Below are 12,910 nucleotides of genomic sequence, written 5' to 3'. Positions count from 1 at the left end.
ATGCCAGACGCCGGTGAGCTTTCCGTGTTTGTTGTAGGTGTAGTCGGTGACATTGCCGTCAGGGTCAGTCTTGCGGGTGATATCGCCCTGATCGTTACGCTGGTATTTCCAGACGGTTTCACCACGGCGTACGACCCGAACGAAACCGTTGTCATGCTCGTAGGATGTCGGCTCATCGTCCCCTGGAAACAGCGCAGTCATCCGACCAGCTTCGTCGTACTGATACGCCGTCACCGCCCCGAGCGGGTCCTGCTCGACCGTCAGCCGGCCTTTTTCATCGTAGGATTTGAAGTGCTCAGCGCCGTCCGGATCAATCCGCTGCACCAGCCGCGCGCGCTGGTCGTGGACGTACACTTCCTGACTGCCATCAGCGTTATGGACGGTGACACTGCCGTTGTCGTCCCAGGCATAACACGTGTCCATCTGCGAAAAGCTGGCCCAGTGCTGGATGCAGCGCGCAGCCTTGCCAGACCGTTCCCACTCCCAGAAGAAACTCGCCCCACCGGCCAGTTCCCGCTCCAGGATCACCTGCTGATCGTCGTACCGATACCGCTCGCTTTCGCCTACAGCATTAGTTGCCTCAATCAGCCGCCAAGCGTCGTCATAGCGGTAGGAAACAACGTTCTGCTCGGTAACCCAGACGTACTCCTGATACTCCTCAGCACGCTGTACCTGGTAGTCAACTGCAACGATATGGTCCCGGTCATAGCGCAGCAGCAACCCCTGCCCGACGCCGTTATCCAGCCGTTGAATCCGTCCTGAAAAGTCGCGGGAGATACGCAGGCGGTTGTCATACGCGTCGCTGATCGATGTCAGCACGCCGTCGCGGAAGTGGTAGAAAAGCGACGCCTGAGCCAGCACCAACTCATCAGGCAAAGAACCCAGATAAATCGCCGCCTCCGCCAGGCTATTGCTGATCGCCGGCCGCGAAACAGAGGGCAATGCAAACGTCGTGCTGCGATTTTCGTGATCGGTCCACACCACCGACTCGCCAATCACAGAAAGCCGCTGGGCCAGCGAATGGCTCCAGCCAAACCCCAACCCACAATCCACTTCCACGGCACTGGTGCGATACACCCTTGTCCAGGCAAACGGCAGAAGCCCGTCCAGCTCGCCATCGGTGAGGGTCAGCAGTTCCTCACCGGTAACCATCGACACCGGGCAACCATTGGTCACGGTCTTGTCCGCACCAGCCGCGGCATCGCCGTTAGGGTTTTTCGCAGAAGAGGGCACATCGTCGACAGGCTCCTGCCTCACCAGCGATGTACGTGCCGTCTTCGGCTCTCGCACCATCGGTGCCGGATTCGAAACCTCATCCGTGCCTACCTTCAGCGGCACACTCGCGGCCTTGACCGGTACCGCATGACTCTTAAGCGATACCGGCTTAAGCACCTCGGCATGCTCATCCATCCGGGCCGTACCGCCCAACCTGGCCATCTGTTCCAGCCACTCCCGCGCACGGCCGGATTTGACCTTGCCCAGCACCTGCGTGCCCATGCGTACCGCTACGCCCATACCGCCGATGGCCCGCAGCAACAGCAGATTGAGCAGCACCTCGGCGGTGATTTCGCTCAGCAACTCAATCATGTAATGCGGCGGCAGCATGCGCATCCAACTGACCATCGCCGACAGGTAGATGAACAGCAGCGGCTCATCGCTCAGGATCAGCAGGCCGTTGGCAATCGCCTCGTTGCTCAGTTGCAGCAGTGCCTCAAGCTCGGTTTGCGACAGGTACTGCAGCAGTTTTTCGCTGTTGGGCTTGACGTCTGCCAACCATTTATACAATTGCGCAATACCGTCCCAGAGACCGTAAAGCACGTTTCCAAATCCCTGCGCATACGCCAGTTGCAGCGAGGTGTAACGCTCGACAACACCGGCCTTGGAGTAGCTCTCCCATATCGGTTTGAACGTGTCCGCCCACTCACCGCGCAAGCTGCCTTCCAGCAAGCTGATCTGCGCCTGATAGGACGCATACAGCGCCTTGACGTGATCCCTGGAAACGTTGGGATAAAAGCTGACCCGATACTGCTGGTCACGGGTGCACTCAGTGACTTCAAGAATGCCGCTGGGGCCGATGGTTTTATGGATGGGGTCGCCGAGCGGTCCACCGTCCCTGGAGACCATTTGCAGCATCACCGGCGTATTACCAATCGGCACAAAGCGAGCACTTTGGAACATGTGCACCAGCGTCAATGAACCACTGGCCTTGCACATGGCGACGGTGCTGCTGGGAAGGAGAGAGCGGGTAACGGGCGTCACCAGCGCGACCTCATCCCCCACCTTGAACACCTGGTCGACATCCAGCGCCGAAAAGCTCCAGAAGCTCTCGGCCCACTCGTCATAGGTGTTAAGGCATTGCCTGAAGTCGCTGAGGACCGAATCGACGTCGCGCGTCTTCGAGTCCATCGCCGCCAGGACCATAAAGCCAATGGCGGGATTCAAAAGGCAGGCCCATTGGGTAGGGCGTCAATTGGAAAAAGCATCGGCGTTCCCTCGCGCTGAGTGATCAGGCGAGAGACTTTGCAGAGGTTTACAAGGCCGGGGAGTAGAGGTTATCTGGCCGCGTGGTAGGACGTTTCGTTAAAAAGCAGCGTGGTTTCAAACCTCCGGACCCCAAGTAGCCGTTACCGCAGCAACGGATATGCACTCCAACAAAAAGATCCCGACCCGCTACCAGCTCGCCCCCGAATGAAGCTTTTATGACAAAAGTTCGGTAGCTCCACCCCACCCCCGTCTTGCCTATGTAACGCGCTTGAGACCGCCGCAAGGCGCTTTTTCAGCCGGTAGCAGCAAGCCAGGAGCAGGGCGGGATGGGCACTATGGAACGTTACTCGAAAGTAGGCATGCAAGAGCTCGATCAGCGCCTGTCGAAGATCGTCGAGGCCGCGCGCAAAAAGCCGGTTTCGGTCTATCGCTACGGCGCGCCGTGGGTTTGGATCGTTTCTCAGGACGACTGGCAAGGCGCCCTGAAAGAAGTCTCCAACTACATCCCCGCAGGCCACTCGCTGGTGCTGCTGCGCCCGCAGATCGACGAGGTGTTCGACCAGCACCGCGACCTGCTCCAGGCCCTCAACACCGAGCCTGGCCTGTTGATTGCTCCCCGCACCGTGCTGCAAATCCTTTTGCTGCAACTGCTGTATTCGGTCCCCAGCGACCAGCAACTGCACGAACAGCTCAACTACAACCTGCTGTTCCGCTGGTTCGTCGGCCTGGACCTCCACCAGAAAGTCTGGGGCATCAACGTCCTGCAACGCGACATCGCCACGCTGTTGGACAACCCGCAGGCGGTGCAGCTGATCCAGAAAATCATCGGTGAAGTGTTCTGTGGCGCCTTGCTGCACATGCCGGAGTTCTCGCTGAACTTCGCCTTGCTGCATACCTGGCTGGCACGGCACATCAACACCAAGGCATCCAGCCATTGAGCAGGCCAAACGCTGTGCAGACAGCGACGGCGAATATTTTCAGCAATCTAGGGGGCGGTGTGGAGCATCTGTTCAAGTCAACGCTGGCGCTGTGCTGGCTGACGCTGGGAGCACTGGCGCAGCCGGTGCAGGCCGAGGAGGAGGGCGCCGAGCCCCAGGCTCCGGTGCGGCTGGTGGACGTCAATGAGTACTTCGTGCGCGGCAATACCGTGCTCGATGCCCGGGCCATCGAGGAGGCGGTGTACCCGTTCCTGGGGCCGCAAAAAACCCTGGGAGATATCGAGGGCGCTCGCGATGCCTTGCAGAAGATCTACCAGGAACGCGGCTACCAGTCGGTGTTTGTCGAGCTGCCGGAGCAGAAAGTCGATGACGGCATCGTCTACCTGCAAGTCAGCGAGACCACCGTCGGGCGGGTGCGGGTGGTCGGTGCCAAGCACTATTCGCCCGTTGAAATTCGCGACGAAGTTCCCGCGCTCAAGGAAGGGGCCGTACCGAATTTCGCCCGCGTGCAAACCCAGTTGGCCGGCCTCAATCGCGGCGCCGGGCGCCAGGTCACGCCGCTGGTGCGCGAAGGCCAGCGCCCCGGCACCATGGACGTCGACCTGCAAGTCGAAGACCAGAATCCCTGGCACGCCAGTATCGGCCTGAACAACGACTACAGCGCCGACACCGAGAAGCTGCGCAGCGTCACCACCCTGGGTTACGACAACCTCTGGCAACTGGGCCACAGCGTTTCCCTGACTTACTTCACGGCGCCACAGGACAGTGAAAACGCGAAGGTCTGGTCGGGCTCCTATAGCGCGCCGTTGAGCGAGCGCTGGACCTTGCAGTTCTCCGGTTATCAGTCCGACAGCAACATCGCGACCATCGGCGGCAGCAACGTCCTCGGCAAGGGCCACTCCTACGGTGTGTCGGCCATTTACAACCTGCCGGCGGCGGGCAACTGGGCCAACTCGCTGTCGGTGGGGGTGGACTTCAAGGACTTCGATGAGCAGATGAAGTTTGGCGCCAGCAGCGACCAGATCCCACTCAAGTACGCACCGTTGACCTTCGGCTACAACGGCTACCGCTACAGCGACAACTCGCAACTGGGGCTGGGTTTGAACCTGGTGGTCGGCACCCGGGCATTTTTCGGCTACGGCAGCGATGACGAAGAGTTCCAGTACAAACGTGACAAAGCCAGCCCCAGTTTTGCCGTGCTCAAGGGCGACCTGAATTACACCTACACCTTTACCGGCGACTGGCAGTCGGCGTCCAAGGCCGGTTTCCAGTTGGCCTCAGGGCCCCTGGTATCCAACGAGCAGTACTCCGCTGGCGGCGCTACTTCGATACGCGGGTACTTGGCCGCCGAGCGCACCGGCGATGAAGGCTACCTGTTATCCCAGGAACTGCGCACGCCGTCCCTGGCCAAGTTTCTCGGCAGTTATGTGCAGGAGTGGCGCTTCTACGCCTTCGCCGAAGGCGCTCGCTTGCGCCTGCATGACCCACTGCCCGAGCAAGAAGATGAATACAGCCTGGCCAGTGTCGGCCTGGGCACCCGCGCCAGTTTGAGCAAGTGGTTGTCCGGCAGCCTGGATTGGGGCTATCCGCTGCTCGATGGACCAAACACCCAGAAACAGGACTCGCGACTGCACTTCAGTGTGCAGGCGACTTTCTGACCCTTTTTACGGAGATCCCTTCACATGCAACGCCTATTTCTGAGCCTGTTGATCTGCCTGGGCTTCGCGCTCCCGGCCACCGCCCATGCCTGGTGGCAGGACGACTGGCATTACCGCAAGCAAATTTCGGTGGACACCACCCCCCAGGGAGCGGCGATCAACCAGGCCCTGGGCCGCACCGCATTGTTGGTGCGTCTGCACACCGGCAACTTCACCTTCGACGGGGTCAAGGACGACGGCGCCGACCTGCGCTTTGTCAGCGCCGACGACAAGACCGTGTTCAACCACCAGATCGAAAGCTTTGACCCGCTGATGGGCATGGCGTTGATCTGGGTTGATGTGCCCAAGGTCGAAGGCGCCCAGCGCCAGGACCTGTGGATGTACTACGGTAACCAGAAGGCCTCGGCCACCGCCAACGGTCAACTGACGTTCGATCCAAACTACACCGCGCTCTACCATTTTGACGGTGCCAACGGCACGCTGCCCCGCGACACCACGGTCTACGGCAACACCGCGCTGAACGCTATCGGCGCCAGCATCGACGGGGTGATCGGTCGTGCATTGCAGTTTAACGGCCAGCCGTTGCTGCTGCCCGCCAGCCCATCGCTGCAACACAACGCCGGCAGCGCGTTTACCTTCAGTGCCTGGCTGCGTCTGGACCAGGCCAATGGTGAACAAGTGGTGCTGGCCCGTCGCGAAGGCGCAGTCAGCCTGCTGCTGGGTTTGAACCAAGGCATGCCGTTCGTGGAAATCGACGGTCAGCGCGCGGTCTCGACCCAGCCGTTGAACCCCGGCCAATGGCAGCACCTGGCACTGACGGCCGAGGGCGACAAGGTGACGCTGTACGTCAATGGCCGCGAAACCGCGACCCTGGCCATGGCGATGCCGGCGTTCAATTCGCAGCTGGCCATCGGTGCTGATCTGCCGGAAGCGATCAGCAGCTTCCTGCCATTGGCCGGGGCCATGGATGAACTGCGCCTGTCCAAGGTCGCTCGTCCGGCCAACCTGTTGCTGGCGGATGCCAGCGCCCAGGGCGCTGAGTCGAAACTGGTGGCTTACGGGGTCGATGAAGAGCAGTCGGGCTTCGGTTTCGGCAGCCTGGGTTTCTTGCTCAACGCCGTGCCGGTCGACGCCTGGGTGATCATCCTGGTGCTGGTGGCGATGATGTTTCAGTCGTGGGTCATCATGATCCGCAAGAACCGCATGGTTAGCCGGGTCAGCAGCGCCAACGAGATCTTCCGCGAACAGTTTTCGCAGATCGGTACACGGTTGGAAATGTACTACGACGACGCTGTGCTGGCCGAGCGGTTGACCTATTCCTCGCTGTGGCGCCTGTACCGCGTGGCGGTCAAGGAAATTCGTACCCGCCGTGCCCAGGGCGCCGACACCACGTCGGTCTCGGCGGCGACCATCGAGGCCATCCGCTGCTCCATGGATGGCGTGCGCACCCGCGAAAACCAGCAACTGAGTTCCAAGCTCTCGACGCTTTCCAACGCTATCGCCGGTGGCCCGTATATCGGCCTGCTGGGTACGGTGCTGGGGATCATGGTGGTGTTCCTTGGCACGGCCATGGCCGGCGATGTGAACATCAACGCCATCGCCCCCGGCATGGCGGCGGCCTTGCTGGCCACGGCCATGGGCCTGTTCGTCGCGATTCCGGCGCTGTTTGGCTACAACCGGCTGATTACCCGCAACAAGGAAGTCAGCGCCGACATGCGCGTATTTGTCGACGAGTTCATCACTCGCCTGGCGGAGATGCACGGCGAAAGCCAGTCCAGTGAAGCGGCGCATACGCGCGGCCACCACGTCACCGTATCGGCCTGAGGAGAACCAGCATGGCTTCCGTGAATGCCTCCCACGACGATGACGATGATGCGCCCGTCGACAGCATCAATATCACGCCCCTGGTGGACGTGCTGATGGTGGTACTGGTGATGTTTATCCTCACCGCCACCGCCCAGGTCTCGGGGATTCAGATCCACTTGCCCAAGGCCAGTGCTTCGGTGTCGCTGTCCGAGGCCAAGACCAAGGCCATTTCGGTGAATGACGGCGGCCAGGTGTTCCTCGACGCCTACCCGGTGACCCTCGGTGAGCTGGAAGAGCGCCTGCGCATCGAGAAGGCGCTGAACCCGGATTTTCCGGTGATCGTGCGCGGCGATGCCCTGGTGCAGTACCAGAAGGTGATCGAGGTGCTCGACTTGTTGCGCCGGCTTGAGCTGTCCCAGGTCGGGCTGGTCACCGGCAAACCGAGCCAGGGCTGAGCCATGACCGCACAGATCCCGAGCCCACCCATGCCTGTGAAGAACAAGCCGACGTTGCGCCTGCTGAAGTGGGGCGCAGGCCTGCTGCTGACCGCTGTGGCGGCCTGGTTCCTCTGGCAATGGGCCAATGACATGAGCGGCGTGCGCCGTGAAGCGCCCAAGGTGCCAATGATTATTCCGTTGCCACCACCGCCACCGCCGCCACCGGAAAAACCCAAGGAACCCGAGCCCCAGGTGGAAGAAACGGTGCCTGAGCCAGAACCAACGCCCACCCCCGACGAGGTCAAACCCGAGGAAGAAGCTCCACCAAGCCCCGCCGATGACCTGGCCAACCCGATGCAAATCGACGGTGATGCCCAGGCCGGCAACGACGGTTTCAACATCGGCGCAGGCAAGGGCGGCGGCATGGCCGGCTCTGGTGGCGGCTTGGGAACCGGGACGTTCAAGCAGTACCTGGCCGGCGTCTTCCAGCGCCTGCTGCGTGAAGACCCGGAGCTGCGCAAGAAGGCCTACGCGGTCCAGGCCGATTTGTGGTTGAGCGCTGATGGCCAAGTCACCCGCGTGGAGCTTGCGAAGTCCAGCGGCGATGCCCAGACCGACGCCCAGATATTGGCAGCCTTGCGTGCCACGCCGCGCTTCAAGGAGCGCACGCCGGCCTCGCTGACCCTGCCGGTACGTCTGTCCCTCAAGGGCCGGCGCCCGGATTGATCGAACCCTTTTTGCAGTTTCTACAGGAGTTGTGTGCAGATGATTTCCCACGTGAATCGATTGACCCTGGCGGTCGGTATGGTTATCGCGACCCTGGTCGGCCAGGCGGCGGCAGCCCCGGCCGCGCCTTCGCAAAACGCCACGATCAACCTGATCCGCCTGCTGGTGCAGCAAGGTGTGCTCAAGCAGGAACAAGCCGAAGGGTTGATTGCCCAGGCCGAAAACGAGGCAGTGCAAGCACGCCAGGCCAGTACCGCCACAGCGGCAGCAGCAGGCCCGGCCACGGCGGCGGGGGACGTGCGTGTGCAGTATGTACCGGCGGCAGTGCGTGACCAGATTCGCGACCAGGTCAAGGCCGAGGTCATGGCCACCGCCAAGCAGGAAAACTGGGCCCAGCCCAACACTTTCCCCGACTGGGTCTCGCGCATCAGCTTCGACGGCGACATCCGCCTGCGGGACGAGTCGCGGTTCTTCTCGGGCAGTAACAGCAATGAAATCGTCGACTACGCCAAGCTCAACGAGAGCGGCCCCTACGACGTCAACAAACACACCAATACCCGGCTACCGCCCCTGCTCAACACCCGTGAAGACCGCGACAACCTGTTCCGCCTGCGCGCTCGCCTAGGCATGAAAGCCATCATCTCGCCGGAATGGACCGCCGGCATTCGCATCGGCACGGGCTCCGACAACAACCCGGTCTCCACCACCCAAACCCTGGGCGGCGGCTTTGGCAAGAAAGACATCTGGCTTGACCAGGGCTACCTGACCTGGAAAGCCACCCAGGACCTGACGTTGACGGGTGGGCGGATCGCAAACCCGTTCTATTCCACCGACATGATGTACTCCAACGACCTCAACTTCGACGGTGTGGCAGCAATCTTCAATCACAGCCTCAACAACGACTGGGGCGTGTTCGGCACCCTCGGCGCGTTCCCGGTGGAATACAGCTCCGACACCGCCAGCAGCAACGGTTTCGACAAGGAAGACAGCGACAATAAATGGCTGTTCGGCGGCCAGATTGGCGCCAACTGGAAGATCAACCGCAGCAACAGCCTCAAGGGTGCGTTGGCCTACTACCGCTTCGACGATATCGAAGGGCAGCGCTCCAGCCCGTGCTCGCCGTGGGCCGGTGCGCCGGGCTGCGACACCGACGGCTCGCGCGTGGCCTTCATGCAAAAGGGCAACAGCGTATTCCTGCTGCGCAATATCAACGCCAACCCGGCCACCCCTGGGCGGACTCCGCAACCGCAGTACGTGGGCCTCGCCTCCAAGTTCGATGTACTGGACCTGAACCTGGTGTGGGACAGCGAGTTGCCGGACGACCTCAAGCTGCGTAGCCAGACCAACTTCATCCACAACCTGGCCTACGACAAGGGCGAGATGCTCAAGCGCAGCGAAGGCGAGATCGTCAACAACATTAACAGCAAGGGCGAATTCGAAAGCGGCGCCAATGCCTTGATGGTGCAGTTCACCCTGGGCAGCGCGCTGGAGATGAAAAAGGCCGGCGACTGGAACCTGTTGGCCGGCTACAAGTACATCCAGCCCGATGCGTTGCCGGACGGCTTTAACGATTCCTCGTTCCACCTGGGCGGCACCAACGCCAAGGGTTATTTCATCGGCGGCAACTACGGCATCGACAAGAATATCTACGCCAGTGCCCGTTGGCTCAGCGCCTCCGAAGTGTATGGCGCGCCGTTTGAAGTCGACGTCATGCAGTTGGAAATCAACACGCGCTTTTGACGCGCAGGGAGAAGCCACATGAACACGCGAATTTGCGGGCTGCTGTTGGTCCTTGGCTGCCTGGCCGCCAGCGGCGCCTCGGCCGAAGGCATGGAGGAACGCTTGCGCACCCAACTGCGCAGCACCACCGCGCAGTTGCAGACGCTGCAAAGCGAACAGGCCCAGGCCGCTGCCGCACGCATCGCCGCCGAAAACCAGGCCAAACAGGCCCAGGTGCAAATCAAGCAATTAACCGCTGAGCTGGACAAGGCCCGGGGCGTCGCCGAACAACTGGCCGGCCAGCAACAAAGCCTGCACAGCCAAGCCCAGGCTCAGGTGACGGCGAGCAATGAACAGACCGGCAAGTTCAAGAAAGCCTACGAAGAATTGCTGGCCATGGCCCGTGGCAAAGAGACCGAGCGGGCGCTCTTGCACGTGCAATTAACCGAACGTGACACACAAGTGCAGCAATGTTCAGCCAAGAATCAACAGATGTACGGCGTGGCCCAGCAGTTGCTCGCGGCCTACGAAAAAATCGATGTGGCCCAGGTGATGAGCATTCGCCAACCCTTCGCCAGCGGCGCTCGGGTCAAGTTTGAAGAAATGGCCCAGGGCTTTGGCGACGATCTGTACAAAACCCGTTTTGATGCCCCCCAGGCAGCCGTTAATCACTGATCAACAAGGAAGAGATGACCATGAGCGAATTGATTACCAGCGTCACCCCCCAGAGCCTGACCGAGTTGCTGCAAGAAGCCGGTTATCGGGTCAACCAGACTGAACAGAACGGCATCGTGCAGTTGCTCAGCGCCAGCCAGGGCATTGGCTTTGCCGTGCGCTTCGGCAACCCGGCGGCAGAGCAGGGCAGTTACGTGGACTTCACCTACAGCTGCGCGCTGCGGGTTCAGGGCCAGTTGCCCGATGGCCTGGCCCAGGTGTGGAATGCATCACGGCGATTTGCGCGACTGTCGTTGCAGGGCGAGTTTTTGTTGATGGAAATGGACGTGGTAGTGGCCGGCGTCGGCGCCACTCACCTGCGCAGCCAGTTGGAGCTGTGGGATCGGCTGTTGCAGGAGTTTATCGTCTACCTGCGTGAGTACAGCCAGCAGGCCGCCCAGCTTCAGGCTCAGGCCGAAGACGCACCTGCCGTGGATACCCGTGAAGAGGCGCCTGCCCTGTGAAAAAACCAACCCTGGTGGTCGGCGCCGGTGCGCTGGCCCTGCTGGTGGTGGCGGTGGGCTTGAGCCTGCGCCCGGGCAGCGACCCGGTCGCCGCCCAGCAACCGTCGCCTGCTGTCAGCCTTGATGGACCCGCGGTGGCGCGGCTGGGCAATCAACAGGTTGCACTGCCCGAACTCCAGGCCTTGCTGGCGACCTTGCCGGCCGACTCCCGCGAGCAGTTGCGCGGCAATCGTGGCGCCCTGGAAACCTGGATTCGTTCGCGCTTGGCGCAAAAAGCCGTACTCGAACAAGCCGACGCCCAAGGCTGGCGCCAGCGCCCGGAGGTGGAGCAGCAAACCCGCGCCGCCACCGAGCAGATCGTGTTTCGCGACTACATGTTGTCGGTCAGCCAGGTGCCGGCCGATTACCCAAGTGCTGGGGAGTTGCAACAGGCCTATGACAGCGGCAAGGCGCAGTGGGTGACGCCGCCGTTGTACCAAGTCAGTCAGATTTTCCTTGCGGTGAATGATCCGCAAATGGTCGAAACGGTGCGCCGTCAGGCCCAGGAACTGAGCCGCCGTGCCCAGTCGGCGCCGGGTGAGTTTGGTGCCTTGGCTAGCCAGTATTCCCAGGACCCCGACAGCGCCCGGCGCGGTGGCGATTCCGGTCTACAACCGTTGCAGCAACTGGTGCCGGAGGTGCGTGGTGCGGTCTCGCGCCTGAAAATGGGCGCGGTGTCGGACGTGGTGCAGAGTGCGGCGGGCTTTCATGTGCTCAAACTTACCGGGCAACAGCCGGCGCGCACCGCCAGCCTCGATGAACTACGCGAACGCCTGACTCAGGCACTGCGTGCGCAACGCCAGGAACAGATTGCCAAGGCCTACCTGGAAGGCATGCTCAACACCGCCACCCTGAGCATTGATGGCGCCGCGTTGAACAAGGTTCTGGAGTAACCGGCCACTGCACGCATGGATGCACAGACCCATCAGACAGGGAGTCCCTCATGGCCTATTTAGAACCCGCTGCACCCCAAGGTATGACGCCATACCGTGCGCCTGGCGACGGGCGAGAGACCTGGCTGGCCGTGGCTGCCACTATCGATCCGGAGGTGGCCCGCTACTTCCTGATCAGCGCCCGTTGCGGCTGCTTCATGCAGGCGGCCCGCAGCCTCAATATCAAGGCGACGCTGTTGCGTAAACGGCTGGCGCAGTTGGAGGAGCAAATGCGCCGCACGCTGTTCAGCTACCAGGGCAACGTCCTGGCCCTCAGTCGCGACGGCCAGCAGTTGCAGGCGCGGCTGATTGCCCTGGCCCATGAGCGGCGCTTGCCGGTGATCGAGCAGCCGTTGATTCGCCTGGCGGTTGCCGAGTCGATCCTGCACGACGTTATCGGCCGCGACCTGATCGCGCTGCTGCGGCGTAACGCCAGCGTACGGCTGGACATTATCTCCATCGACAGTCAGCTGTCGTTGCAGGCTGTACAGGCCGACGTGGTGCTGTGGCTGGCAGGTATCGACTCGCCTGAGCCGGGGCCGAGTTTTGCCACACAAGCACCGCAAGCCCTGGCTCGCCTGGATTACCTGCCCCATATCTCCAAGCGCTACTCGCGGCTGGCGGCGCGACCGGACAGCGTTGATGATCTGGCCGATTACATGCTGGTGCAATGGCAGCACGACCGGCAGATCGAAGCCCTGCGGCCCTGGAACAGTGTGGTGGAACAGCGCCTGGCCGGAGTGGTGCAGGTGCAGGCGTATCCGTTGATGCTGGAGATGATTCGTTGCAGCGCCTGCATCGGTTTACTGCCGCGCTATATGAGCTGCTTTGACCGTGGGTTGACGGCCTTGCCGGGGTTGTTTGCCCAGAGTATGCAGCGTCAGGTGTGGATGGCGGTCAATGCCCAGGTTGAGCACCTGCAGGAGGTGGAGTTGATTGTTGAGCTGGTCCTCAATACGTTTCGGGAGCGGGGGGAGTGGTTTGATTGAGGGG

Annotated in this window: 11 protein-coding genes; 10 read left to right on the top strand and 1 reads right to left on the bottom strand. The window is 61.7% G+C overall.

What is annotated here, in order from left to right; genetic code table 11:
* The coding region (locus ACZRJ6_RS24875; protein WP_463970525.1) for a DUF6531 domain-containing protein at window positions 1-2,406 on the bottom strand (2,406 nt) is incomplete at its 3' end.
* 413 nt (window positions 2,407-2,819) lie between these two features.
* Here ACZRJ6_RS24875 and ACZRJ6_RS24870 point away from each other — a divergent pair.
* Genes ACZRJ6_RS24870 through ACZRJ6_RS24825 form a run of 10 tightly spaced genes read left to right on the top strand, consistent with a single transcriptional unit; the run spans window position 2,820 to window position 12,906 of the window.
* On the top strand, window positions 2,820-3,422 hold the full coding sequence (locus ACZRJ6_RS24870; RefSeq protein ID WP_463970524.1) for a transposase: 603 nt from the start codon (window positions 2,820-2,822) through the stop codon (window positions 3,420-3,422).
* Between the two features lie 59 nt (window positions 3,423-3,481).
* Window positions 3,482-5,080, top strand: a complete 1,599-nt coding sequence (locus tag ACZRJ6_RS24865) for a ShlB/FhaC/HecB family hemolysin secretion/activation protein (protein WP_463970523.1) — start codon at window positions 3,482-3,484, stop codon at window positions 5,078-5,080.
* A 24-nt stretch (window positions 5,081-5,104) separates the two neighbouring features.
* Complete coding sequence (locus ACZRJ6_RS24860; RefSeq protein ID WP_463970516.1) at window positions 5,105-6,904, top strand: DUF2341 domain-containing protein; 1,800 nt, start codon at window positions 5,105-5,107, stop codon at window positions 6,902-6,904.
* Between the two features lie 11 nt (window positions 6,905-6,915).
* On the top strand, window positions 6,916-7,341 hold the full coding sequence (locus ACZRJ6_RS24855; RefSeq protein ID WP_133103182.1) for an ExbD/TolR family protein: 426 nt from the start codon (window positions 6,916-6,918) through the stop codon (window positions 7,339-7,341).
* Window positions 7,342-7,344: 3 nt separating this feature from the next.
* Complete coding sequence (locus ACZRJ6_RS24850) at window positions 7,345-8,049, top strand: energy transducer TonB family protein (protein WP_463970515.1); 705 nt, start codon at window positions 7,345-7,347, stop codon at window positions 8,047-8,049.
* A gap of 39 nt (window positions 8,050-8,088) precedes the next feature.
* Window positions 8,089-9,789 (top strand): putative porin, encoded by a 1,701-nt coding sequence (locus ACZRJ6_RS24845; protein WP_463970514.1) that lies wholly within the window; start codon window positions 8,089-8,091, stop codon window positions 9,787-9,789.
* Between the two features lie 18 nt (window positions 9,790-9,807).
* On the top strand, window positions 9,808-10,443 hold the full coding sequence (locus ACZRJ6_RS24840; RefSeq protein WP_463970513.1) for a DNA repair protein: 636 nt from the start codon (window positions 9,808-9,810) through the stop codon (window positions 10,441-10,443).
* Between the two features lie 14 nt (window positions 10,444-10,457).
* Window positions 10,458-10,946, top strand: coding sequence for a YbjN domain-containing protein (locus ACZRJ6_RS24835; RefSeq protein WP_463970512.1), 489 nt, complete (start codon window positions 10,458-10,460; stop codon window positions 10,944-10,946).
* Window positions 10,943-11,878, top strand: a complete 936-nt coding sequence (locus ACZRJ6_RS24830) for a peptidylprolyl isomerase (RefSeq protein WP_463970511.1) — start codon at window positions 10,943-10,945, stop codon at window positions 11,876-11,878. The genes ACZRJ6_RS24835 and ACZRJ6_RS24830 overlap by 4 nt, the downstream gene beginning before the upstream one ends.
* Window positions 11,879-11,928: 50 nt before the next feature.
* On the top strand, window positions 11,929-12,906 hold the full coding sequence (locus tag ACZRJ6_RS24825; protein ID WP_463970510.1) for a LysR family transcriptional regulator: 978 nt from the start codon (window positions 11,929-11,931) through the stop codon (window positions 12,904-12,906).
* Window positions 12,907-12,910: the final 4 nt, after the last annotated feature.

The sequence above is a fragment of the Pseudomonas sp. C321 genome (assembly GCF_055407105.1).
This window is presented reverse-complemented; position numbering and strand designations above follow the sequence as displayed.

Coding starts and splice junctions, on each gene's coding strand:
- ACZRJ6_RS24870 (WP_463970524.1), top strand. CDS start 2,820: ATGGAACGTTACTCGAAAGTAGGCATGCAAGAGCTCGATCAGCGCCTG.
- ACZRJ6_RS24860 (WP_463970516.1), top strand. CDS start 5,105: ATGCAACGCCTATTTCTGAGCCTGTTGATCTGCCTGGGCTTCGCGCTC.
- ACZRJ6_RS24855 (WP_133103182.1), top strand. CDS start 6,916: ATGGCTTCCGTGAATGCCTCCCACGACGATGACGATGATGCGCCCGTC.
- ACZRJ6_RS24850 (WP_463970515.1), top strand. CDS start 7,345: ATGACCGCACAGATCCCGAGCCCACCCATGCCTGTGAAGAACAAGCCG.
- ACZRJ6_RS24845 (WP_463970514.1), top strand. CDS start 8,089: ATGATTTCCCACGTGAATCGATTGACCCTGGCGGTCGGTATGGTTATC.
- ACZRJ6_RS24840 (WP_463970513.1), top strand. CDS start 9,808: ATGAACACGCGAATTTGCGGGCTGCTGTTGGTCCTTGGCTGCCTGGCC.
- ACZRJ6_RS24835 (WP_463970512.1), top strand. CDS start 10,458: ATGACCATGAGCGAATTGATTACCAGCGTCACCCCCCAGAGCCTGACC.
- ACZRJ6_RS24825 (WP_463970510.1), top strand. CDS start 11,929: ATGGCCTATTTAGAACCCGCTGCACCCCAAGGTATGACGCCATACCGT.